The following is a 22,537-nucleotide window of genomic DNA, read 5'->3' on the forward strand; positions in this document are numbered from 1 at the left end:
AGCATCATGCAGTACCGCACTTTGGGCAACAGCGGCGCCGTGGTTTCGAACTACGCGCTGGGAACCATGACCTTCGGAGCCGAGGCCACCGAGCAAACGTCCCGCGACATCCTGGACAGCTACGTCGCGGCCGGCGGCAACTTCATTGACACCGCCGATGTTTACAGCGCCGGTGTATCGGAGGAGATCATCGGCCGCTGGCTGTCCGAACGGCCCGATGAGCGGGACCAAGTGGTGTTGGCCACCAAGGGCCGTTTCCCCATGGGGACGGCGCCGAACGACGTCGGCACCTCTCGACGCCACCTCACGCGGGCGTTGGACGACTCGCTTCGCCGCCTGGGCGTGGAGCAAATCGACCTCTACCAAATGCACGCGTGGGATCCCATTACTCCTCTGGAGGAGACGCTGCGCTTCCTGCACGACTCCGTCAGCAGTGGCAAGATCGCCTACTACGGCTTTTCCAACTTCCTGGGGTGGCAATTGACCAAGGCCGTCCATCTGGCTAAAGCCTTTGGATGGAGCGCACCGGTGACCCTGCAGCCGCAGTACAGCCTGCTGGTCCGTGAGATCGAATCGGAGATCGTTCCGGCTTCGCTGGATGCGGGCATCGGGCTGCTGCCGTGGTCTCCTTTGGGCGGCGGTTGGCTTTCCGGTAAGTACAAGCGCGACGAGCCGCCCACCGGCGCCACGCGCCTGGGTGAAAACCCGGAACGCGGCATGGAGGCGTGGCAGGCCCGCAACGATGACCCCCGCACGTGGGACGTCATCGGAGCAGTGGAAAAGATCGCAGCGGACCATGGCGTCAGTGCCTCCCAGGTTGCACTGGCATGGTTGGCGGACCGGCCTGCCGTGACCTCCGTGATCCTCGGGGCCCGCACGACGGAACAGCTGGCGGACAACCTGGCCGCGGCAGACCTGGAACTCAGCCCCGAGGAAACCGGCCGGCTCACCCAGGCCAGCCAACCGCGCGTCGGCGTCTATCCGTACGGCCCGATGGCCGAGAACCAACGCAGCAGGAAGATCGAGGGCGGCCGGTAACGCAAGGCGCCCGGTTCGACGCCGGGCGCCGCGCCTTCGCCGATATTGCAAGCGCCGAGGTCCATTGCCCGCGAGGCAGGACAGGCGTTGAATGTGGCTTATGGTCGACTGGGTTCTACTCTCCAACCTTGGCACCGCGCTTGGTACGACTGTTCTCGCCGTCGCGACGTTCATTTCCACGAGATCGGCCAACCGATCGGCGCGGCTGGCCGAGCGCGCCCTGCTGAATGGATTGCGCCCTATCCTGCTGCCCTCCAATTGGTCTGACGCCCCGCAGAAGGTGCGGTTCATGGAAGGCAAGTGGATGGTCGTGCGGGGTGGACATGCCACTCTCGAGATCAGCGATAACGCTGTGTACCTGTTGATGTCTGTGCGCAACGCGGGTGCAGGAGTGGCGGTCCTGCACGGCTGGCATCTGCCGCCGGATGCCAGGGCTCCGCTGTCGCCGGTGGAGGAGTTCCACAGGCTGACCCGGGACATCTACGTGCCGGCCAACGACGCCGGATTCTGCCAGGTCGCGATCCGGGACCCGGAGTCGGCCGACTTCCGCAACGCAACCGCGGGAGCGGCCGGCGACGGCTTTACGGTCGATGTCCTCTACGGCGACGCCGAAGGCTCGCAGCGCGTTGTCTCCCGTTTCTTCATCACGCCGGGACCCGCGGGCGGCGGCCATGACGACGTCGACTGGCTGCTGATGGTCTCGCGCCACTGGAACCTGGACTTGCCGGCGCCGCGCAGTTGAGCCCGGCGTCCGTGCGGGTACTCGTGCTGCGACGTTGCCGGACTCGTTCCCGGTGGTCCTAGCCGGCTTCGCTTTGGATGCGGTCCTTGACGCTTTGGGGCATGGTCGAGCATGCGTCGTTGTCGGCGCGCTGGTTGGCATGGCTGTCGGCAGTGTCGGTGATGCCGATCGTCGCGACGGCCGCCTGCCATCCGCCCAGGCCAACGAGCTGACGGGGGACCCAGACGTTTGCCGCTCCGTTCACAAGGTTCCACACAGCGGGGTTGACGCCTGTGCCCAGGTAGATGCCCCCGTTGGGGTCCCGCCTGACCAGATCCGGCAGCGGTAGGACGCCCATCAGCTGCGCGGACTGGTAATCGGACATATTCCACGGCGGTGTTCCGAAGTAGTACCAGCTGGCCGCGCAGACCCCGTACAGATGGGGACCGAACTGGGCATAGTTCAGGTAGAGCTCCAAGGTGCGCCGGGGGCTTAACGTGTAGCTGAACTGGGTTGCCAGGACGGCTTCAATCCCCTTGCGGACGGCGTTTTGGTCGTCCCAGAGGAAAATGTTCTTGACGAGCTGCTGGGGGATGGTGGAACCGCTGGGGTCGGGCTTTCCCTGGAAATACGCCTGTGCCCTCGACTGGAGGTCTCCGACGTCGAAGGCCCCGCTGCGTGTGCCGAGCTGTTCGTCTTCATGGGCGATGGTCGCGGCCAGCAAGTGCCGGCTCATGTGGTTGATCGAGACGAACTGGTAGACGTTGGGCTCACCCGCCTCCAGCATGTAGGCGGTGCGTCCCGGGGTCATGCCCATGCTGAACATGAAGGCGATGATTTGGACCAGAACCAGCGGGGCGATGAGCGCCAGGAGGAGCTTGCGGCGCCACTTCCGTCTGGATCGATTGGCCTTCTTGCCGCCTTTGGGAACCGGCTCTTGGGCCCGATCCGGCTCCGTCACGGACCGCTTCATCCGGTCTTGCGCGGGCCCCTGTGGCTCCAAGGGGTCTGGCACCGGGTAGCTGATGACTTTGGCCCGCACCGGATCGGGGCGGCCGGCTGAAGGGGGGCTCCCTGGCTGCGGACGCCGAGGCGAAGTCGGTGGTGTTGGAGTGTCCATCGGTCTGCCTTCGCTTCTCGTCGCGCGCGGTTACCCCTGGAAGGGGTAGAGGTGGCACGAAAGTCTACCGGGCCTTGCTGGTTGTTCCGTTCAGCTAAGTAGCCTGTGTCCCAATCCCTTAGGGTGCGGCCGAAGATTGTAAGTACACTTACTGAAGTCATCACGAGCAAATATCGGAGCGGCAATGACTTCTGCACGGACCTTTGAATCGATCGTCATCATTTTCAATCCCAACAGCACCGGGGACGCACGCAGACTGGCCGAGGGTCTCCACGGCGAGTTGGAGGATCTCCTCAGCTACCCTGCGGACATCAGGCTCCAGCCGACCAGCCACGCCGGACATGCTGTCGAGCTGGCACGCGATGCTGTACGCGGTCGCGGGGACGTGTTGGTGGTTTCCGTCAGTGGTGACGGCGGCTACAACGAGGTCGTCAACGGTGTGATGCAAGGCGGCAATCCCAGGGCCGTGTGCGCGGTGCTGGGGGCGGGCAATGCCAATGATCACCGGCGGAGCACAGGGACCCAGCCGCTGGGGGAAGCGATCGCCGCGGGCAGGGTGCGGAGCATCGACTTACTGCGCGTCCACACGGGCAAAGGATCGGACTCGCCCGGGGAGTACGCGCACTCCTATGTCGGCTTCGGGCTGACGCCGGTGGTGGCGATGGACTTGGAAAAGGGCGGCAAGGGAGCACTGAAGGAAATGGTCTCCGTGATGCGGACCTTCTCGAAGTTTGAGCCCTTCGAAATACGCCAGGCCGACGGCGCGCGCCGCAGCCTGGACAGCCTCGTGCTCGCCAACATTCCGGAGATGGCGAAGTACGCCACGCTCAGCGACGCGGACCACAAGCTCGCTGACGGAAAATTCGAAGTGATCGTCTTTGCCCACATGCCAAAGTGGCGGGTCCTCTTGACGGCGCTGCGGGCAGCTACCAAGGGCCTGGGAGATCAGCCCAGCGCGAGCAGCTACTCGTTCACCACCCTCAAGCCCCTGAGCTACCAGATCGACGGCGAAGTGAAATCCGTTGACGCGAACATGCCGGTCAGGATCGAGTGCGCCCCGGCGGCCCTCTCCACCTTGGGATAAACAAAGCCCGCCCGGTGAAATGAATCTCATGGTGGAGCGATCCGGGATATAGTCAGCAAGCTTAGTACTTGCCGGGATGGACAACATAAGAGGAGCACGAATGGAAATTTGGCCCGGATCGGCGTATCCCCTTGGCGCCACCTTCGACGGAACCGGAACCAACTTCGCCTTGTTCAGCGAGAGGGCTGAAAAAGTCGAGCTTTGCCTGTTTCAGGAGGACGGCTCCGAAACCAAAGTCGATGTCGTGGAAGTCGATGGTTATGTTTGGCACTGTTACCTGCCGCAGGTCCAGCCGGGCCAAAAGTATGGCTACCGCGTGCACGGCCCCTACGAGCCTGCGTCCGGCAACCGTTTCAATCCCAACAAGCTCCTCCTGGACCCTTACGCGAAGGCAGTGCACGGCCAGATCGACTGGGATCCCGCTCTGTTTTCTTACGACATGGGAGATCCGGACTCCCGCAATGACAAGGACTCCGCGCCCCACATGATGATGGGCGTGGTCATCAACCCGTTCTTCGACTGGGACGGCGACCACCTCCCGCGGATCCCGTACCACCGGTCCGTGATCTACGAGGCGCACGTCAAGGGCCTGACCCGGCTCCACCCTGAGGTTCCGGAGGAGCAGCGCGGCACGTATGCCGGCGTGGCCCACCCGGCCGTGATTTCCCACTTGCAGAAGCTCGGCATCACGGCCATCGAACTCATGCCGGTGCACCAGTTCACGAACGATGGCATCCTGCAGGACAAGGGGCTGAACAACTACTGGGGCTACAACACGATCGGGTTCTTTGCCCCGCACAACAGCTACAGCTCCAAGGGCGATACCGGCCAGCAGGTCCAGGACTTCAAGGCCATGGTCAGGGCGTTGCACACGGCAGGCATCGAGGTCATTCTCGACGTCGTGTACAACCACACTGCCGAAGGCAACCACCTCGGCCCCACGCTGTCCTTCAAGGGCATCGACAACGCTGCCTATTACCGCCTGATGGATGGTGACGAGAAGCACTACATGGACTACACGGGCACCGGCAACTCCCTGAACGTGCGCAGCCCGCACTCGTTGCAGCTGCTGATGGATTCCCTGCGCTACTGGGTCACCGAAATGCACGTGGACGGTTTCCGCTTCGACCTCGCCTCCACCCTGGCCCGCGAGTTCTATGACGTGGACAAGCTGTCGACCTTCTTCGAACTCATCCAGCAGGATCCGGTGGTCTCCCAGGTCAAGCTGATAGCCGAGCCGTGGGACGTCGGCCCGGGCGGCTACCAGGTGGGCAACTTCCCGCCGCAGTGGACGGAATGGAACGGCCAGTACCGGGACACGGTCCGCGATTTCTGGCGCGGCGAGCCGTCCACCCTGGGTGAGTTCGCCTCCCGGTTGACCGGATCGGCGGACCTTTACGAGCATTCCGGCCGCCGCCCGGTGGCTTCCATCAACTTCGTCACGGCCCACGACGGCTTCACCCTGGCCGACCTGGTGTCCTACAACGAGAAGCACAACGAGGCGAACGGCGAGGGCAATAACGACGGCGAATCCCACAACCGTTCCTGGAACTGCGGTGTCGAGGGGCCCACGGAGGATCCGAAGGTCCTGGGCCTTCGTGCCCGCCAGCAGCGGAACTTCATCGCCTCCATGCTCCTGTCCCAGGGTGTCCCGATGCTGCTGCACGGTGACGAGCTCGGGCGGACACAGCGGGGCAACAACAACGGCTATTGCCAGGACTCCGAGCTGACGTGGATCAACTGGGACAGCGTGGACCAGCCGCTGGTCGAGTTCACGGCCGCGGTCAGTGCCTTGCGCGCCAAGCATCCCACCTTCCGGCGCAGCCGCTTCTTCGACGGACGCCCGGTACTACGGGGCGAAGGCGAGAGGCTTCCGGACATCGTATGGCTTGACGTCGACGGAACCACCATGACGCCGTCGGACTGGGACAGCGGCTTCGGCCGCTCGGTGGGTGTTTTCCTCAACGGCGACGGCATCCAAGGAAAGGACAACCAAGGCCGGCGCATCACGGACGTCAACTTCCTGCTCTACTTCAACGCCCACGACGACGAAGTCAAGTTCAGGCTGCCCTCGGACGAATACGCACCTGCCTGGGACATCCTGATCGACACAGCGGGGGTGGGTGCCGACTCCGCGCCCGTCGAAGCAGACGGCATGGTGTCCCTCGTGGCGAAGTCACTCGTAGTGCTTCGTGCGCACAGCGCACCCGAGGAGGTGCCCGACCACTCGGTGGCCGCGTCGCTCGCAGCGCTGACGCATACGGCTACCGCCGAAACCGCGGCGCTCACGTCACCCACCGTTCCCGAGCCGAAGAAGACGAAAAAGCCGGCGGCCGGGCGGCGGCCAAGCAAGCGGAACACTCCGTGAAGGGTCGGCTATTTCTTGATCGGGGCCTTGCCTGTCAGTAAGCATACTGATTGACTCAGAGGCGAAGCGCCGGAGTGGCGCTGGTCTTCGTTGCAAAGGAGATGCACCATGGGATTTCTCGCTTTTCTTCTGCTCGGCCTGATCGCGGGCGCCATCGCAAAGGCCATTCTTCCTGGAAGGCAAGGCGGCGGCTTGCTGCTTACCCTTCTTCTGGGAGTTGTCGGGGCGTTTCTTGGTGGTTGGATCGGTTCCCTCGCCTTCGGTGGTGGACTGGGAGACTTCTTCGATCTGAGGACCTGGCTGCTGTCCATCCTGGGAGCCATCATCGTGCTTCTGATCTTCGGCGCAGTCAGAGGACGTCGAAGCAGGGTCTAGTCGCGGAGGCAGGGACCCGTGGAGTACGCGCTTCTATCGTCCATACCTGCGATGCTGGTCAGGCCTTCGCCGCCACGGGATCGTTCGGGTGTGGATTCAGCGGCGTGATCTCCACAGTCATCCACACATGCAACGGGAGCGAGGCCAGGATCTCCTTGAGATCGGCCTCCGTGTCGGCGCTCCAGAGGCCGAGAGTGCGCCACTCGCCCGGCTCCGTGGGCGGCCTCCACAATCGCAGGAGGTGGCCCATCTGCGCCAGTTCGGCAGCGCGGATAGCCTCGCGATCCTTTGTAGCGTCGACCGTCGATTCCGGCGTTCCATGCGGGACGTTCGTGGTGAGGGTGGTGAGGAATTCCATGGCACTGCTTTCTTTCTTGTTGTTAGATGCGGCCTGTTGTCAGATGCGGCCTGGGAGGCGATCAGTGACTTCCTGGACGATCCACAGATTCCCGTCGGGGTCTTCGAAGGAGCAGAAGGACCCGTAACTGGTGCGTTCGGGGTCGACGCCGGGCTGCCGCGCATCAACGGGGAAGGGCGGACCGTGCCAGATGTCAGTCACCTCGATGCCACGCCCGGCGAGTTCGTGGTGGGCAGCTTCAATGTCGGACACGACGAGTGTGTTCACGGCTGAGCCCGGCTTGGCCGAGTTGAGACCTATGCCGAAGTCGACCGAGGTTCCCGAGCCCGGAGGGGTGAACTGGACAATGCGCAACCCCTCCATCGGGGCGGCGTCCTCGTCGAGGCGCCAATCCAGTTGTTCGTAAAACTTCTTGGATCGGTCCGGGTCCGATACCGCGATGACCTGGACCTCGAGGTTCATCGGGATGCTTGCACTCATGGCTATCTGTCCTTTCGGTGTTTGTTGGTTGAGGGGCGGGTGCCCTTTCATTGAGTCAACCCGAGTGCCCGTCTGCGGTCCACGACTTGTATCCGAACACTGGTAGGCCCCGCCTCTCACCGGTCATCCCGGCGTACAATCAACCCGTGGAACTCCGGCAGCTCACCTACTTCGTCGCTGTCGCCGAGGAGCTGCATTTCGGTCGAGCCGCAGAGCGGCTTCACATTGCGGGGCCGTCGCTCTCCCAACAGATCATCAACCTCGAGCGCGAGCTCGGGACGCGGCTCCTCATCCGTGATCGCAGGCACGTCGAGTTGACCCCCGCCGGCAACGAGTTCCTGACTGATGCCCGGGAGGTCTTGGCCGCTGCCGCACGAGCGTTCGATCGGGCTCGCAACGGCGACCGACAGCTGCCGCTGCGGCTGGGCTATGTCAGTTGGCTTCCCCCAGGGATCGCGACTATGCCCAACCTTCGGATCCGGCTCGACGAGTGGGTCCTGCCATCCCACACCCAGGCAGCGCGGGTGGCCGAAGGCAGCCTCGATCTCGCCATCGCGTGGACTGAGGAGGCCGACGTTGTGCGGCAGGGCCTGGCCGCCGAGCTTTTAATGTACGAGCGACTGCAAGCGGTCATGCCAGGCACGCACCACGCGGCTCGTCACGACAGTGTGCCAGCAGCCGGACTCACGGTCCTCGTCGATGTCGACGAAGCGTCCTGGGACTCGTGGAACCGCTATGCGTTGGCCTTCGCGCAGGCCAGTGGGGCGTCCGTCACACACATCGACGACGGTGGCATTACCGGACCCGCGTTCTTCGAGCACGTAGCCCGTTTGAGGCGGCCAGTGCTCCAGTCGCCCAAGCGTCATGCCGCGCCAATGCCACCCACGTTGACCCGTCGGCCTGTCACGTCCCCGGTACCGCTGTGGGCTTGGGATCTGCTGCACCGCGCGGATGACATGCGGCCTATGGTCACGAGCGCGATCCGAACATTGATCGACGGTGCCTCGGCGGCTGGGTGGCGAATACCGCCGACCGAAACCCACTGGCCCCCAACCGGTGGAAAGCAAGGGTGATGGGTTTCGCACGCCTAGGACTGGATTTGGTCGTTGCCGAAAAGACCTGGCAGCCCGCCTGTATGGAGAAACACTGCGGTGCCTTCCGGTAGACGATCGTGGCGTGCTGCGCTGATTAAGCCGGCCATAGCGCGCCCGGTATATGTCGGATCGAGGATAATGCCTTCCATCCGAGCGGTCAGATGTATCGCTTCTCGTGCCGCCTCCGTGAGGTATTCGTATCCGGCGCCGACCTGCTCTTCATCAATGCGAAGCGCACCGCTGGCAAAGCCCATCTCGTCGATGAGGCGTGCGACGGCGGCTCGCGCATCTTTGAGCGCTCCGGAGTCAACGCCGAGTACGCGCTCCGCTCCGATGGCTGCGACCAGGCCGGCCATCGTCCCGCCGGAGCCTACTGCGACGGTAACGCTCCCCAGATCAGGTACCTGCTCGAGTAGCTCCATTCCCGCTTGCCGATACGCCTCCGCGCTGAGGGCGTTCGTTCCGCCGAAGGGTATCCGAAACGCGTCGCCTTCGCTCGCTAATTCTGCGGCGATGGTTTCAGTGTCCGAGGTCCCTGCGAATACAAGCTCAGCGCCCAGGATTTGATCGAGCAGGAGGTTGCCAGTGAGTTTTTCCGGGCGTTCTCCCGCAAGTACGAGTATCACGTGCATTCCAAGGCGAGCTCCTGCGGCAGCCGTGAGCCGCGCGTGATTGCTTTGCTGAGCGCCAGTGGTGACGAGGACGCGCGTATGGTGCTTTACAGCGTCCGCCATCATGATTTCGAGCTTACGCACCTTGTTGCCACCGCCCGCAAGGCCCATCAGGTCATCGCGTTTGAAGACCAAACGGTCTCGGGGGATGCCGAGGGCCGCAGCTAGCCGGGGTACCGCTTCTACCGGGGTCGGCCGTATAAAGAATTGCATCTTCTTTTCCATCCTTAGCTTCGTGTCAAAGGTCACGGGAACGGGCGGAGGGCGGACGGCGGAAGCTAGTAGGCGACCAGCCGGCGCCGAAGAGACACCGTCCCTAAAACGAGCCCGCCCGCGGCCGTAGCCAGCAGGACCGCGAGGTCCCGGCCCAGGTTATCGGTCGACTGGTAGAAGATTGCGGCCTCGAGCGCGTCCACGCCGTAGAAGGTCGGCGTAAAGTGCGCTATGGCCTGGATCCATCCGGGCAGGAAAGCTGCGACGCCGATTCCTCCGCTCAGGAAGAACAGGTAGATCGCCAGGTTGATGCCCGACGCCGACACTGCTGAGAATCGGCGCAAGGCGCCTCCCAGCGCTGTCCCAAGGCCGGCCGCGGCCAGGGCGATGAGCGCGGTGACTGCCAGTGCCGGGAGCCAGTACCACCCGGCTGGTCGCAGGAAGCCGGAGATCGCCGAGAGGATCAGCACCACCGCCGCCACCAGCATCGTGGTCACCCAGCACGCCAGGATCTTGCCTGCAATCAGGGTCCCGCGGCTGATTGGAGAGAGAAGCAACGCCTTGATTGTCAGGTCCTCGAACTCCCGGGCGGTGGCCAGACCGCCGTTGACGACGCCCATGAGCGTTAGAAGCAGCACGAGGATGGGGACCAGCTCAAACTGCACCAGGCCGACGTCGTGGGGTCTCAGATCCGACTCGGCGACGCCGACCATGATCGGATTGTCCGGCTGGCCGGCGTAGAAGCGGGTAATCGCCGCTGGCAGCGATCGGCGCAGGTCGTTGGTGAAGTCGAGGTTGAGGTTGTTGATCCGGATCTGCACCGGGTCCGGCCGATGCATTCGGTAGTCGTCGTCGAAGGATGCGGGGATGGTGATGGCGGCCGCGACCTGGAGCGTGTCCAGCAGGTGCGTGGCCTCGTCCGGGGTTGCAGGCTGGACGCGGAACGCGTCGGACTCTTCCAGGATGGACACGAGGCGCTGGGCCTGCGGCCCGTTGTCCTCGACCACTACCGCCACAGGGTTGCGGCCGGTTGCCCCGGCGACGATGAAGATGATCAGCAAGAAGGCGATCGGCGGCAGGAGGCTGACCGCGATGGCCGCCGGTGTGCGCGCCCAGGTCACGATGTCTTTCGCCGCAATCGCGAGCGCTGCCCGGACCGCTCCCATTAGTGCGCGACTCCCCGGCGTCGGAACACCAATGCGGTGAGCACGACCGTTACCAACGTGAACACAGCCAGCACGATCGTGTCGACGGCGAGGTCCTGGGTGGCTGTCTGGTAACCGTGGAAGGCATGCTGGAAAGCTGCGATCGCATAGGTGAGCGGCGATACGGCGGCGATTGCGCCGGGAATGGCGCCCAACCAGTTCGCCGGTCCGAAAGGCCCGCTCAAAAAGAAGAGCGGGAGGATGCAGGCGATGGAGAGCGGGATTGCCTGCTGCCGCCGTCGAACCAGCGTTCCGGCGAGCACGCCGAGGGCAAGGAAGGCGGCGATCATCAGCAATCCGAACCCAAGCACTTCCAGGGGATGGAGCGGGTGCACGCCGATCACCAGGATGACGACGCCCAGCACCAGCAGTGCCGACGCCACGGTGAGCGCGGCCGAGCCAAGCATCTTGCCGAGCCCGATCGCCAGCCGGCCAACCGGCGCCAGTACCAGCTCTTTGACGGTCCCCAGCTCGTAGTCCCGTGCGGTGTTGACACTGCCTTGCAGGATTGCGGCGAGCATCAGGCCGGCCACGACGATGCTGACGGCTAGGTAGGGAATGTAGCCGGTGTCCTGGGCCTGCACATCGGACTCGAGCGCACTCACCACCACTTGGTCAGGGAACGCGTCGGCGTAGAAGGAAGTTATCGAGAGGGGCACCGCCCGGCGGATGTCGTTGGTGAAGTCGACGTTGAGGTTGTTGACCTCGACCGGTACGTCCACCCGCGCTCCGGCGCCCAGCGCGGCATCGAAATCCTGCGGTACCGTCACGACGGCGACGATGCTTCCTGCCCGGATCTCACTTTCCGCTTCGGCTGAGGTTGCGGTGTGGATGATGAACGAATGCGCTCCGTCCATGGCCTGAACGAAGCGTTCCGCCAACGGTCCGTGGTCATTCATCACCACGGCGATCGGTGCCTGTCCACCGCTGATCGCAAAGAGCAAGAAGAGAAGCAAAAAGTTGATCGGGATGAGGACGCCGATGATCGCGAACAACGGCTCCCGAAGGGTGAGGCGGATGTCCGTCGCCGCTACTGCCCGGATCACACGCAGGTCATGACGGAGACTCATTCCCGGAGCTCCTTGCCTGTCAGGCTCAGGAATACCTCGTCAAGGCTCGGTTCGCGGCTCTGGATCTCCTCCAGGTTCGTGGAACCGACGACGGCGGTCACCACCCTGCCGGTGACATCGGCGCCGCCCTCCACTGTGACCTTGAGCGAACTGTCGGACCTGCTCGCGGACACCACGCCGGGCAGCGAACGGACCTTCCGGAGGATTTCCTCCCCGGGAGCGGGCCGGGTGCGCATTTCGACGACCGTGTCACCGAAGCTGCGCCTTAGCTTGGACGGCGAGTCGAGCGCCACCAGCCGCCCGCGATCGATGATGGCCAGGCGATCGCAGAGGACGTTGGCCTCCTCGAGGTAGTTGGTGGTGATGAGCACCGTGGTACCGCGCTCCTTGAGCTCGAGGATCCGGTCCCAGAGCGCACGCCGGCTCTGTACATCGACCCCCAAGGCGGGCTCGTCGAAGTAGAGCAGCTCGGGCTCGTGGAGAAGTGCCCGGACCAAGGCAAGGCGTCGTTTCATGCCGCCGGAGAAGGTGGAAACGCGGCTCTTCCGGCGTTCCTCCAACTGCGCCAGCTCAAGCAGCGAGGTGATCCGTTTGTCGAGTCCCTGCCGGGGAACGTCGAAGAGATCGGCGTGGAACCGGAGGTTGGCTTCCGCTGTGAGCTCCTCGTAGAGGGCGTTCTCCTGCGGTACTGTCCCGAGCGAACGTCGGATCCCGCGTGGATCCTTCAGCAGGTCGATGCCCAGGACCCTGACCGCGCCGGAGCTTGGGCGGCTGAGGCCGCTGATCATGTTGATGATGGTCGTTTTGCCCGAGCCGTTGGGCCCGAGAAGACCGAAAATCTCCCCTCGTTCAACCTGCAGGCTGAGGTCGTCGACGGCGGTGAGCGAGCCGAATCGCTTTGTCACGCCTATGAGCTCAATGGCCGTTTCAGTCATGCCTTTTCCTCCCCGAACAGCGGGAGCAGGAACGCGGTCGCGATCCGATGCGCAGACTCATTTGGCGGCGTCACGGCTCCATGATGGGGCGGTGCCGAACAAAATACAAGCGGTCCCGCTGACTCATCAGAGTTTCGACGATGTGCGGAACCCGAACGTGGTTCTCCACCCGGCGGCTGCGAAGAAGTTGGAGAAAATTGTATACAGTAGTCTAAAGACGGAGTAAGGTGATGCGTATCACGCAGCATGGCTGGCCGCCCCGCTGCCCGAACACATTGAAGGAACCACAATGACGCGCACCACCCGATTCAGGGCACTGACACTCTCCCTGGCCGCCATGACGCTCGTGGCACTGGCAGGCTGTTCCGAGGGCGGCAGTGCGGCCACGTCCGGAACGCAGAATCCTGCCATCGATACCACCGCGGTGAAGGCCCTCATCGACCAGGCGAAGGCGGCACCGTCGTTTTCCGCACCGGGTCCGGCTTTCGATGCTTCCAAGGCCAAGGGGAAAGTCGTGGCCAATATCAGTTTGAACAGCACTGTTCCGTTCAACCAGATTGTTGACGCAGCGATGGGAGACGCGGGCAAGGCTGTCGGAGTGAAGGTGGTTCAGTTCACCAACCAGGGACAGGTATCGCAGTGGATCCAGGGAATGGACAGCGCCATCGCCCAAAAGGTCGATGCGATCGTGCTCGAGGGCTCACCTGACCCGAAGCTCCTCGGACCACAGATTGCCGCGGCTAAGGCGGCAGGGATTCCCGTCATCAGCACCCACCTTTACGACGAGTCCTACATCGGTTCAGCAAAAAAGGATCTTCCTGATGTGACGGCCTTCGTAGACGCCCACCACTACCGCGCGGGGACGCTGATGGCCGACTATGCGATTGCGCAATCCGGCGGTCATGTGAACGCCTACTTTGTGGCCTCCAATGAAGTCCAGCCCAGCGCGGGGATCGCGTCCGCATTTAGCGACGAATTGAAAGCCCGTTGCCCCGACAGCTGCAAGGCCAAGGTCGTGAACATCCCGATTTCGAACTGGGCGACCGACGTCCCCACCCAGGTCCAGGCTGCCCTGCTCAGCGATCCGACGATCAACTATGTTGTCCCGGTGTTCGACGGAATGACTCCGTTGCTTGGCACCGGCATCACCCAGGCGGGTAAGACAGACAGCGTCAAGATTGTTGCCTACAACGGAACAGCTTCGGTACTGAGCATGATCCAGGCGAAGAACCTTGTCGCAGCTGAAATCGGCGAACCCCTCGAATGGCTGGGATGGGCCAACATGGACCAGGTCCTTCGTGTCCTCACCGGCACGGCCACGCTTCCCAGTGAAAAAACTCCGTTGAGGCTCTTCGACTCAAGCAATGTCAATGAGACGGGAACACCCGCGAATCAGAAGGATGGCTACGGAGATCCGGCGAAATTCCAGGACGGATACAAGACCCTCTGGGGCGTGAAGTAATGTCAGCCGTTCTGCAGATCAACAACCTCGCCAAGACCTTCGGCGGAGTCAAGGCGCTGCAAGGGGTTGACCTCACTGTCAACGCCGGTGAGATCCACGGGCTTCTGGGCCAGAACGGTTCCGGCAAGTCCACGCTCATCAAGGTGCTCGCCGGATTCCACGAACCGGATGCCGGTGGCCGGTTGCTGGTGAACGGAAACGAAGTCAGGCTTCCGCTGGCCCCCGGAGACTACAAGGCGCTGGGGATGAGGTTTGTCCACCAGGATCTAGGTCTCATCTCCAGTCTGAGCGTCCTGGAGAATCTGTTTCTCGATGAGATTTCCACTGGACGCTCCGCGGGCATCCAGTGGAGGTCCTGGCGCCGGATCGCCAACGAGCTGTTTAGGAAGTACAAGGTCGAGCTGGATCCGTCCGCTGCGGTCAGCACGCTTCGGCCTGTCGAACGGGCGCTCCTGGCAATTGTCCGGGCCGTCTCCGGTGCGCCTCGAAACGGTCTCCTGGTCCTTGATGAACCAACAGTGTTCCTGCCGCAGGACGACACTGAGATGCTCTTCGATCTGACCCGCAACGTCGCCGCGGGCGGGGCCGGGGTGTTGTTTGTCTCCCACGACCTTGAGGAAGTGAAACGCCTTACGAACCGATTCACCGTATTCCGGGACGGCCGCGTTGTCGGCAACGGCGCGACGGAGCAAACCAGCCGCGAGGAATTGGTCAAGCTGATCGTAGGCCACGAGCTCAAGGCTGTGTCTCACCGCAGCGCCGCGCAAATCGCGGCCACCAAGCCAGTCGCAGTCATTGACGGGCTTAAGGGTGGCCTTGTCGCCGAAGCATCCTTCGCTGTTCATGAGGGAGAGATCCTCGGGGTGACAGGTTTGTCCGGGTCCGGTTTCGAGGATCTTCCCTACATTCTGTTCGGCGCGGCCAAAGCCGAGACCGGCACCCTGGCCTTGAATGGATCAGTCGTGCGTTTGCGGGGCCAAAACCCGACCAGCGCCTTCCGGTCAGGCATGGCGCTTGTTCCGGCCGACCGGCCTCGCGACGGGGCGATTCTCTCCCTCTCGGTCCTGGACAACGTCAGCATGCAGACCATGGACCAATTCCAGAAGGGCCCCATCCTTCGCCGCTCCCGCATGCGCGAGGAGGCCAAGAAGGTTCTTTCCGCCTTCCAGGTGCGGCCCAATGATCCGACCCTGCCGTGTTCAAGCCTGTCCGGCGGCAACCAGCAAAAGGTTCTCATGGCCAAATGGCTGCAGACCAGACCGTCACTGCTGATGGTCCATGAACCGACACAGGGCGTCGACGTCGGCGCCCGCGAAGAAATTTTCAGCGTATTGCGGTCAGCGACCGCAGAAGGGATGGCTGTGCTATGCGCGAGCAGCGACCACGAACAACTGGCATTGATCTGCGACCGCGTCCTGGTATTCAGACAGGGGCGGATCGTGGCGGAATTGACCGGAACCCACGTGAACAAGGAAGAGATCTCGGAGCAGTCGTACGCAGTGGACCAGGACGCCCAACCGGCGGAGGCCTCATGACCCTACTCAAAGGCGGAGGCCGGCTCAGCCTGGTTCAGCGCATCGCACTGCCCGGGGCGTGGCTACTGCTGATCATAGGTTTCGGCATCGCCAATCCCCACGTCTTCCTGACCCCGGCGACGTTCCAGACGATGTTCGGCTCCCAAGCCGTCCTCCTCGTCCTGACACTGGCCCTGATCGTTCCCCTCACCGCCGGCGACTACGATCTTTCGGTCGGTGCGGTGCTCACCCTGTCGGCCATGATGATCGCTATCCTGAACGTCCAATACGGATGGCCCATCTGGGCCGCGATCATGGCCGCCCTCGCGATGGGCCTGCTGGTCGGTTTCCTCAACGGCATCATCATGGTCTTCTTCGGGATTGAATCGCTGATCGTCACCCTCGGCATGGGTACCTTGCTCGGCGGAATTACCCTCTGGGTCAGCAACTCCGCAACCATTTCGGGAATCTCGCACACCCTGGTGGACTGGGTCATCGTAAAACGCTTTGGCGGTATATCCTTGGCGTTCTTTTACGCCGTCGGCTTGTGCGCCCTGCTGTGGTGGATCATGGAATACACCTCCGTTGGACGCCGCCTGCTCTTCGTTGGGCGTGGCCGGAATGTCTCCAAGCTCAGCGGTGTCCGCGTCGGACGCGTACGGGTCGGCGCGCTGATGGGGTCCTCGACCCTTGCTGCAGTCGCGGGAGTCCTTTACGCCGGGACCTCAGGCGGCGCCGATCCCACCTCGGGCACGAACCTCTTGCTTCCCGCTTTCGCAGCGGCGTTCCTCGGAGCGACGAGCATCATGCCCGGCAGATTCAATCCGTGGGGGACTGCCATCGCCGTGTACTTCCTGGTCACGGGAATCACCGGGCTACAACTGATGGGAATCCAGTCCTACGTCCAGCAGCTCTTCTACGGCGGTGCCCTGCTCGTAGCGGTCGCCTTGTCCCAGCTATCCCGACGCCGGGTTCCATTGGACAACGGATGATGCGCGTCATTGAAGCTGCGAAGGATCTGCTCGCCGTCCTCGAAGCAGAGCCTTCAGCGGACACCGTGAAGGACATGATCGCAGTCCAGACACTGGCGCTGGGGAACAAGACCGCCGTCGTGGTCACGCTCACCCGCCCGGCCCAGCACAACGCCCTGACCCTCGCCGGCTGGCAGCGCCTGGGCGCGGTCTTCACCGACCTACGCGATGACCCCGCTGTGCGTGTCGTCATCGTGAGGGGCGCCGGGGGACGGGCCTTCGGTGCAGGCGCCGACATCTCGGAGTTCCCGGCAAAGCGCCTAGGGACCACCGCGGCAGACCGCTACAACGCAGCGATCGCCGTGGCCCTGCAGGGGATCCAGTCCGTACCCTTCCCGGTGATCGCCATGATCGCCGGCCTGGCCGTCGGCGGCGGATGCGAACTCGCAACAGCCTGCGACATCCGCTTGGCCAGCACCGGCTCGCGTTTCGGCATTCCGATCGGCAGGCTCGGGGTGACGTTGGGGCTCACCGAGACACGCGCCGTCACCGGCCTCATCGGGGCCGCCAACCTCAAATACCTCGTCTACAGCGGCGCCCTCGCCACAGCGGACCAGGCCTTGGCCTGGGGCCTTGTCCAAAAGGTCGTCGAGGCCGGGGAACTCAGTGCCGAGACGGCCCGCTTGGCATGGAACATTGTCGAAAGCTCGGAAGTCACCGTGAGGGCTACCAAACAGGTAACGGCGCTCGCCGCCGACCCCACGGTCACGGATGGGCACGAACTGATCCGTGAACTGCACGCCCAGGCCTACGAGGGAAACGATCTCCGCGAAGGAATCGACGCATTTCTCACCGGCCGGACCCCGAATTTCACTGACGGAAGGATCCCCGCTCATGGCCGCGCTTGACGGTTTGAAAGTCATTGACCTTACCCGCTATCTTTCGGGTCCGACGTTGACGATGCTTTTGGCAGACCTAGGGGCCGACGTCATTAAGATCGAGACCCTCCCGACCGGGGATCCGGCCCGCCAGTCCGGCCCGTTCCACGGAGATGAAAGCGTCTACTATCTCGCATCGAACCGCAATAAGCGTTCGTTTGCCGTGGACCTCCGACAGGCGGAAGGCCGGGACCTGCTGCTGGGGCTCATCGATGACGCAGATGTCTTCGTCCAGAACTTCCGTCCGGGAACGGCCGAACAGATGGGTCTGGGCGCCGAACTGCTCCGGGCCCGCAATCCGCGGCTGATCTACGTCAATATCAGTGGATTCGGCACCAAGCCGCCAGGCGACGCGCTTCCCGGATTCGATCAGACGGCACAGGCGATGTCCGGCCTCATGAGTGTGACCGGGACACAGGAGACCGGACCGCTGCGCGTCGGGATTGCCATCAGCGACTCAGCGACGGGCGTCTTCGCGGCCGTCGGCGTCCTGGCGGCACTGCACGAGCGCGACCGGACGGGCTCGGGTTCGGTAGTTGAATCCTCGCTGATGGAGTCCACCCTGACGCTGATGTCGTACCAGGCGCAGAAGTACCTCAGCTTGGGTCTCGTCCCGGGACGAGACGGGAACGATCACCCGATCATGTTCCCGCAGGGGACGTTCAAGACCCGGGACGCGTCGGTGACCCTCGCGTCGGGGAACGAGAAGATGTGGCGGCGTCTCTGCACCGTGTTGAACCTGGATGGTTTGGCCGAGGACCCCAGATTCGCCGACAACGCTGGCCGCATGACCAACCGCGTCGAGCTCCGCCGTCTCATCGAGGATGCCCTGGCAACGCGGGGCGCGGACGAGTGGATCCCGCTCATCAACGACGCCGGCATTCCCTGCGGACGTGTGCTGGACCTGGAGCAAGCCCTTAATCACCCGATTACGGCGGCTTTGGGCATGGTGCAAACCGTTGAGCACCCGGAACTGGGTACCATGAAAGTGCTTGGCCAGGCGGTCAAGGTCCAGGGCAGCGAAGACGGCTGGCTGCGCCGCCCCGCACCCATGTTGGGCGAACACACGCTGGAAATCGCGGCGGAACTTGGCGTCCCGTCGTCGGAGATCGCCCGCCTGATGGAGGCCGGCATCATCACGGGTCCGGTCCACGTCCACCCGGACCTTGACAGAGTCAGCAATGGCGGACTATGAACCCGACCCACGATCAGGAGACACCATGAGTGCTGAAGCAACGGCCCACGGCACCAGCAAAGTCGTCGTCCCGACCATGGCCGACGCCGTCGTCCAGCGGCTGAGGGGCCTGATCGTGTCCGGGGAATTCCGGCCCGGGGAACGGCTGGTTGAGGAGCGGCTGTCGGAGATGTTCGGCGTCAGCCGGCCGCCGCTGCGAGAGGCCTTGCGGATACTTCAACGGGACGGGCTGGTCCAAAGCCTTCCGCGTCGGGGCTTCATCGTCATCCCCATCACGGCCGAAGACGTCCGGGAGATCTATTCCCTCCGTTTCGCCTTGGAGCGGATGGCCGTGGAACTGGGCATGCCGGTCCTGGACCCGAGCCGGCTTCAGCCCATGCGCGATGCCCTCGAAGACATGCGCGTCGCCGCCGAAGAAATGAACGATGAAGCAGCGGTCGAGGCCAACAGCCGCTTCCACCTGGCGTTGATCTCGCTGCCGGGTCACAAACGGCTCATCAACACCTACGAAGGACTCCGCCTTCAGCTCGAACTCTGCATGGGATACAACCTGAAGTTCCGCGAACAGATGTTCGGTGACCGCAAAGACATGCACCCCCGCCATGCCCAATTGCTGGAAAGCATCGAAACGGGTGACAAGGAAGCCGTCTTGTATGAGATCGCCCATCACGGCAACGCGTCTCTCCTTGAAAATCTCGATGATCTGATTGGCGCTGGAGGGTGACCGCCACCCCGGTGACCTTGCGGGAGTTCGCGGCGCAGGTGCGGTCCGGACGGTTGGCCGGTGACGCCCTTGTGAAGCATGCGGGGGACCAGATTGAACACCGCAACGGCACACTCAATGCCTTGGTCTGCAGCCGGAGCACCAATGCCCAGCAAGAAGCCGCTACATCGGACTGGACAGACCGCCCGCTTGCCGGCATTCCGTTCACCGTGAAAGACATGCTCGCGACGGCAGACCTGCCGACCACCTGCGGATCCCGGACCCTTGAAAACTGGAGCGCCGGAGTCGACGCAACTGCCGTGGCCAGAATGCGTGCCGCCGGCGCCGTCCTCATGGGCAAGTCCAACTGTCCGGAGTTTGCCCTGGGCGTGGACACGAACAACGAGTTGTTCGGCAGGACGTTCAATCCGCTCGGAGAGTGGACGCCAGGGGGATCGAGCGGCGGTGAAGCCGCCGCGATTGCCGCCGGAATGTCATTGGTGGGCCTCGGGAGCGACTATGGTGGCTCGATCCGCTGGCCGGCCCAGTGCACAGGCCTCGTCGGTCTGCGTCCAACCGTGGGACGCGTCCCCAGATCGGGGGAGCAGCCGACCCTTCCCGGCGCCGATCCGCTGGGAGTGGAGGCAGTCTCGTTCCAGGACGCCGTCCAGGTCATCGGCCCGATCGGCCGGAGCATCGATGACATGCACACAGTGCTTTCTGTGATCAGCGGCCCGGACGGCATCGACCCGGTCGCGGTCGACGAGCCGCTGGGGCACTACCGCGAAGTGGACCCGCGTGACATCGAAGTCCGCTGGGGTACCCACATCGGGAACGTCCCGGTGGACCCCGAGGTTGTGCGAACCGTCCTTTTCGCAGTCGAAGCACTCAGGTCATCCGGAACGCGTGTCCAGGAGGGCCTGCCCGACGCCGTCAACGACGGGCTTCACGTCTATGACCTGCTCCGTGCCGCCGACGCCATGAGCACCATCGCCGCCCTCAATACTGCACGCCCGGGACTCATTGGCGCCCCCGTCCGGGCCATGCTCGGAAACCGGACGGAACCCGGCCGAGCCGAACGCGCCGCGCTGTGGGAACACCGGAACCAGATTGTCGCCAAGCTTCGTCAGTGGCTCACGGGGGAGCGGGCCCTCATCCTGCCTGTGAGCGTTGACATCCCCCGGGACCTGCACGGGGATGTAGCGAACTTCCCCTTGCTGGCACCTAGCCGGGCCATCAGCCTTTTCGGCTTCCCGTCCTTGTCCGTGCCCGTCGCCACTACCCACTCGGGAGCGCCCATCTCCGTCCAAGTCGTCGCGCCCCCTTTCAGGGAAGATATCGCGCTCGCGCTCGGCGCGGCGCTGGAACAGGCGTCCGAAGGGGTGCCCACCACAACACTGAAGAACAGGATCCCGGATGCGAACTGACGTGCATGTATGCCAGATGCGAACCCCTGCCGATGTCTCGGAGATCGCCAAGCTCTTCGACGCCGGAACTATCGATCCCGCCGACGTCGTCGCCGTCGTGGGCAAAAGCGAGGGGACCGGCCTGGGCCGGGACGTCGGCCGGGAGACCGCCGATCTGGCCATCCGGACACTCCTCGCCGAGCGTACCGGATCCAGCCCGGCAGAGGTCGCCGACCGGGTCTGCATCGTGCTCTCCGGCGGCAGCCCCGGGGTGATCACGCCCCACGTTGCCCTCTTCACGCGGACGGCCGACCCCGCTCCGAAACCGGGCAGCGGCAGTCCGCGCCTCGTCGTCGGGTTGTCGCATTCCGAGGAAATCCTCCCCGAGGAAGTCGGGCGGATGGGCCAGATCTCCAAGGTCCGGTCGGCCGTCAGCGCTGCCATGGAGGATGCCGGGCTGACGGATCCGGCCGATGTCCACCTCGTCCTCGTCAAGGCGCCGTCCCTGACCGCCGAGTCGATCGCGGACGCGAACTCCCGTGGCCATGAAACTGTCACCAGGGACGTCTCCATCGGAGCCGAGGGCGCCATCTGCTACTCCAACGACGGATCCGCGCTCGGCGTCGCCCTCGCCTTGGGCGAGGCAGACGACTACCAAGTACACGATTCGATGGTACGCAGGGACTGGTCGGTGTTCTCGGACGTCGCCATGACTTCCTCCGGGGGCGAGAAAACCCATGCCGAAGTTCTGCTGCTCGGCAACTCCACTGACTCTTCCAGCCCATTGCGTATCGGCCACCGATCAATGCGGACCATCATCGACGCATCCGCCGTAAGCGGTGCTCTCGAATCCGCAGGCATCGGAGCCGGCTGCGACGTCAGTGAAACGTCAAAATCTGTTGTGTACGCCTTGGCCAAGATGATTATGCCCGAAACAGCCGAGCTGGACGGCCGACGCATCACCATGCTGGACGACCAGGTCGGTTACCACGTCGCCAAGGCAATGGGCGGCTTTCTCTTGGCCTCGCAGACCGGCCACACCACGGTCTTCGTCAGCGGTGGTGAGCGGAATTCGCATCAAGGCCCTCCCAACGGCAACCCGCTGGCAGTCATTGTCAGAGCGACGGAATAACGGACTCGCCGCTGTTGCAACCTTATCTAACCCTTGGGGCCTATTTTCGAAGGAACCGATATGAACTCGCCTGAAAGCGCTAATAGTCCCGAACCGACTTGCTACTTGCGAGAGCGAGCAAACGGCGGCCCTCTCACGCGAGCAGATGCGAGGCCCCGATATTCTTAAGGCCGACGCCGCGTGACTAAATGACGGCTTAGGCGCGGAATCCGAACGTGGAACGTGCAGGTGCATGTGAACTGACTCACAAGGCTGCAACCTGCTCGCAACCCTCCCGCCCCTAGGCTGAAGCCAACGCTCCATCGACCTGCTCGCAACGGGGCTCGCGATGGTTGTGTTTCGGCCCCAGACGCCCAAATTTCATGCTCCATTTGCTCCACGCTTGAACGACGCAAGGATTTCGCCAATGACGACGACAATGCAAGCAGCCGTAGTAACTGAATTCGGTAAAGACCTTCAGATCCAGTCCCTTCCCATTCCTGTT

The 22,537-nt window shown here is 63.5% G+C and carries 21 protein-coding genes; 14 read left to right on the forward strand and 7 right to left on the reverse strand.

Annotated features, from left to right (window positions below; translation table 11 throughout):
- Positions 1–6: 6 nt before the first annotated feature.
- Positions 7–1,038: an aldo/keto reductase gene (locus ABH924_RS09650; protein WP_404498342.1), complete on the forward strand. Its 1,032-nt coding sequence runs from the start codon at positions 7–9 to the stop codon at positions 1,036–1,038.
- A gap of 100 nt (positions 1,039–1,138) precedes the next feature.
- Positions 1,139–1,780 carry a hypothetical protein gene (locus tag ABH924_RS09655; protein WP_234754595.1) on the forward strand — a complete coding sequence of 214 codons (642 nt, stop codon included), beginning with the start codon at positions 1,139–1,141 and terminating at the stop codon, positions 1,778–1,780.
- Between the two features lie 58 nt (positions 1,781–1,838).
- On the opposite strand, the gene ABH924_RS09660 is transcribed toward ABH924_RS09655, so the two are convergent.
- The gene (locus ABH924_RS09660; protein ID WP_404498345.1) at positions 1,839–2,720 is read right to left on the reverse strand and encodes a transglycosylase domain-containing protein; all 882 of its coding nucleotides are present in this window, start codon (positions 2,718–2,720) and stop codon (positions 1,839–1,841) included.
- A 343-nt stretch (positions 2,721–3,063) separates the two neighbouring features.
- Here ABH924_RS09660 and ABH924_RS09665 point away from each other — a divergent pair, with 343 nt between their 5' ends.
- The 3 genes from ABH924_RS09665 (at position 3,064) to ABH924_RS09675 (ending at position 6,706) form a co-directional block, all read left to right on the forward strand.
- The gene (locus ABH924_RS09665) at positions 3,064–3,963 is read left to right on the forward strand and encodes a diacylglycerol kinase family protein (RefSeq protein ID WP_234754614.1); all 900 of its coding nucleotides are present in this window, start codon (positions 3,064–3,066) and stop codon (positions 3,961–3,963) included.
- Between the two features lie 100 nt (positions 3,964–4,063).
- The gene (gene glgX / locus ABH924_RS09670) at positions 4,064–6,331 is read left to right on the forward strand and encodes a glycogen debranching protein GlgX (RefSeq protein ID WP_404498347.1); all 2,268 of its coding nucleotides are present in this window, start codon (positions 4,064–4,066) and stop codon (positions 6,329–6,331) included.
- A gap of 108 nt (positions 6,332–6,439) precedes the next feature.
- Positions 6,440–6,706: a GlsB/YeaQ/YmgE family stress response membrane protein gene (locus ABH924_RS09675; protein WP_234754617.1), complete on the forward strand. Its 267-nt coding sequence runs from the start codon at positions 6,440–6,442 to the stop codon at positions 6,704–6,706.
- A gap of 58 nt (positions 6,707–6,764) precedes the next feature.
- Here the strand turns inward: ABH924_RS09675 and ABH924_RS09680 are convergent, their stop codons facing one another.
- Positions 6,765–7,064 (reverse strand): muconolactone Delta-isomerase family protein, encoded by a 300-nt coding sequence (locus ABH924_RS09680; RefSeq protein WP_234754619.1) that lies wholly within the window; start codon positions 7,062–7,064, stop codon positions 6,765–6,767.
- Positions 7,065–7,103: 39 nt separating this feature from the next.
- Positions 7,104–7,544, reverse strand: coding sequence for a VOC family protein (locus tag ABH924_RS09685; protein ID WP_404498350.1), 441 nt, complete (start codon positions 7,542–7,544; stop codon positions 7,104–7,106).
- Between the two features lie 146 nt (positions 7,545–7,690).
- On the opposite strand from ABH924_RS09685, the gene ABH924_RS09690 reads away from it, so the two are divergent.
- Positions 7,691–8,617 carry a LysR family transcriptional regulator gene (locus ABH924_RS09690; protein ID WP_404498352.1) on the forward strand — a complete coding sequence of 309 codons (927 nt, stop codon included), beginning with the start codon at positions 7,691–7,693 and terminating at the stop codon, positions 8,615–8,617.
- Between the two features lie 14 nt (positions 8,618–8,631).
- Here the strand turns inward: ABH924_RS09690 and ABH924_RS09695 are convergent, their stop codons facing one another.
- Genes ABH924_RS09695 through ABH924_RS09710 form a run of 4 tightly spaced genes read right to left on the reverse strand, consistent with a single transcriptional unit; the run spans position 8,632 to position 12,732 of the window.
- Entirely contained in the window at positions 8,632–9,534 is a 903-nt protein-coding gene (locus tag ABH924_RS09695; protein WP_404498354.1) for a pyridoxal-phosphate dependent enzyme, read from the reverse strand.
- 53 nt (positions 9,535–9,587) lie between these two features.
- On the reverse strand, positions 9,588–10,688 hold the full coding sequence (locus ABH924_RS09700) for an ABC transporter permease (protein WP_404498356.1): 1,101 nt from the start codon (positions 10,686–10,688) through the stop codon (positions 9,588–9,590).
- Positions 10,688–11,797, reverse strand: coding sequence for an ABC transporter permease (locus ABH924_RS09705; RefSeq protein WP_404498358.1), 1,110 nt, complete (start codon positions 11,795–11,797; stop codon positions 10,688–10,690). Before ABH924_RS09705 ends, ABH924_RS09700 begins: the two co-directional genes overlap by 1 nt.
- Positions 11,794–12,732, reverse strand: a complete 939-nt coding sequence (locus tag ABH924_RS09710; RefSeq protein ID WP_404498360.1) for an ATP-binding cassette domain-containing protein — start codon at positions 12,730–12,732, stop codon at positions 11,794–11,796. The genes ABH924_RS09705 and ABH924_RS09710 overlap by 4 nt, the downstream gene beginning before the upstream one ends.
- Positions 12,733–13,021: 289 nt before the next feature.
- Between ABH924_RS09710 and ABH924_RS09715 the strand changes: the two genes are divergently transcribed.
- From ABH924_RS09715 to ABH924_RS09750, 8 genes are read left to right on the forward strand one after another with little or no spacing between them, the layout of a single operon-like run.
- Positions 13,022–14,194, forward strand: a complete 1,173-nt coding sequence (locus ABH924_RS09715; protein WP_404498362.1) for a sugar ABC transporter substrate-binding protein — start codon at positions 13,022–13,024, stop codon at positions 14,192–14,194.
- Entirely contained in the window at positions 14,194–15,729 is a 1,536-nt protein-coding gene (locus ABH924_RS09720; protein ID WP_404498364.1) for a sugar ABC transporter ATP-binding protein, read from the forward strand. Before ABH924_RS09715 ends, ABH924_RS09720 begins: the two co-directional genes overlap by 1 nt.
- On the forward strand, positions 15,726–16,700 hold the full coding sequence (locus tag ABH924_RS09725; RefSeq protein WP_234754641.1) for an ABC transporter permease: 975 nt from the start codon (positions 15,726–15,728) through the stop codon (positions 16,698–16,700). The genes ABH924_RS09720 and ABH924_RS09725 overlap by 4 nt, the downstream gene beginning before the upstream one ends.
- Positions 16,697–17,587 (forward strand): enoyl-CoA hydratase/isomerase family protein, encoded by an 891-nt coding sequence (locus ABH924_RS09730; protein ID WP_404498366.1) that lies wholly within the window; start codon positions 16,697–16,699, stop codon positions 17,585–17,587. Before ABH924_RS09725 ends, ABH924_RS09730 begins: the two co-directional genes overlap by 4 nt.
- On the forward strand, positions 17,574–18,812 hold the full coding sequence (locus ABH924_RS09735; RefSeq protein ID WP_234754645.1) for a CaiB/BaiF CoA-transferase family protein: 1,239 nt from the start codon (positions 17,574–17,576) through the stop codon (positions 18,810–18,812). The genes ABH924_RS09730 and ABH924_RS09735 overlap by 14 nt, the downstream gene beginning before the upstream one ends.
- 25 nt (positions 18,813–18,837) lie before the next feature.
- Entirely contained in the window at positions 18,838–19,536 is a 699-nt protein-coding gene (locus ABH924_RS09740; protein WP_234754647.1) for a GntR family transcriptional regulator, read from the forward strand.
- The gene (locus ABH924_RS09745; protein WP_404498369.1) at positions 19,533–20,942 is read left to right on the forward strand and encodes an amidase; all 1,410 of its coding nucleotides are present in this window, start codon (positions 19,533–19,535) and stop codon (positions 20,940–20,942) included. The genes ABH924_RS09740 and ABH924_RS09745 overlap by 4 nt, the downstream gene beginning before the upstream one ends.
- Entirely contained in the window at positions 20,932–22,053 is a 1,122-nt protein-coding gene (locus tag ABH924_RS09750; protein ID WP_404498371.1) for a ring-opening amidohydrolase, read from the forward strand. The genes ABH924_RS09745 and ABH924_RS09750 overlap by 11 nt, the downstream gene beginning before the upstream one ends.
- The last annotated feature ends 484 nt before the right edge of the window (positions 22,054–22,537 follow it).

Origin of the sequence: Arthrobacter sp. GAS37 (assembly GCF_044908325.1) — a bacterium.
GTDB lineage: Bacteria > Actinomycetota > Actinomycetes > Actinomycetales > Micrococcaceae > Arthrobacter > Arthrobacter ramosus.

Excerpts from the sequence above, each read along its gene's own strand:
- ABH924_RS09655 (WP_234754595.1), top strand. The coding sequence starts at position 1,139 with ATGGTCGACTGGGTTCTACTCTCCAACCTTGGCACCGCGCTTGGTACG.
- ABH924_RS09715 (WP_404498362.1), top strand. The coding sequence starts at position 13,022 with ATGACGCGCACCACCCGATTCAGGGCACTGACACTCTCCCTGGCCGCC.
- ABH924_RS09730 (WP_404498366.1), top strand. The coding sequence starts at position 16,697 with ATGATGCGCGTCATTGAAGCTGCGAAGGATCTGCTCGCCGTCCTCGAA.
- ABH924_RS09720 (WP_404498364.1), top strand. The coding sequence starts at position 14,194 with ATGTCAGCCGTTCTGCAGATCAACAACCTCGCCAAGACCTTCGGCGGA.
- ABH924_RS09665 (WP_234754614.1), top strand. The coding sequence starts at position 3,064 with ATGACTTCTGCACGGACCTTTGAATCGATCGTCATCATTTTCAATCCC.
- ABH924_RS09700 (WP_404498356.1), bottom strand. The coding sequence starts at position 10,688 with ATGGGAGCGGTCCGGGCAGCGCTCGCGATTGCGGCGAAAGACATCGTG.
- ABH924_RS09705 (WP_404498358.1), bottom strand. The coding sequence starts at position 11,797 with ATGAGTCTCCGTCATGACCTGCGTGTGATCCGGGCAGTAGCGGCGACG.
- ABH924_RS09725 (WP_234754641.1), top strand. The coding sequence starts at position 15,726 with ATGACCCTACTCAAAGGCGGAGGCCGGCTCAGCCTGGTTCAGCGCATC.
- ABH924_RS09710 (WP_404498360.1), bottom strand. The coding sequence starts at position 12,732 with ATGACTGAAACGGCCATTGAGCTCATAGGCGTGACAAAGCGATTCGGC.
- ABH924_RS09675 (WP_234754617.1), top strand. The coding sequence starts at position 6,440 with ATGGGATTTCTCGCTTTTCTTCTGCTCGGCCTGATCGCGGGCGCCATC.
- ABH924_RS09750 (WP_404498371.1), top strand. The coding sequence starts at position 20,932 with ATGCGAACTGACGTGCATGTATGCCAGATGCGAACCCCTGCCGATGTC.
- ABH924_RS09685 (WP_404498350.1), bottom strand. The coding sequence starts at position 7,544 with ATGAGTGCAAGCATCCCGATGAACCTCGAGGTCCAGGTCATCGCGGTA.
- ABH924_RS09735 (WP_234754645.1), top strand. The coding sequence starts at position 17,574 with ATGGCCGCGCTTGACGGTTTGAAAGTCATTGACCTTACCCGCTATCTT.
- glgX (WP_404498347.1), top strand. The coding sequence starts at position 4,064 with ATGGAAATTTGGCCCGGATCGGCGTATCCCCTTGGCGCCACCTTCGAC.
- ABH924_RS09740 (WP_234754647.1), top strand. The coding sequence starts at position 18,838 with ATGAGTGCTGAAGCAACGGCCCACGGCACCAGCAAAGTCGTCGTCCCG.
- ABH924_RS09695 (WP_404498354.1), bottom strand. The coding sequence starts at position 9,534 with ATGGAAAAGAAGATGCAATTCTTTATACGGCCGACCCCGGTAGAAGCG.
- ABH924_RS09650 (WP_404498342.1), top strand. The coding sequence starts at position 7 with ATGCAGTACCGCACTTTGGGCAACAGCGGCGCCGTGGTTTCGAACTAC.
- ABH924_RS09680 (WP_234754619.1), bottom strand. The coding sequence starts at position 7,064 with ATGGAATTCCTCACCACCCTCACCACGAACGTCCCGCATGGAACGCCG.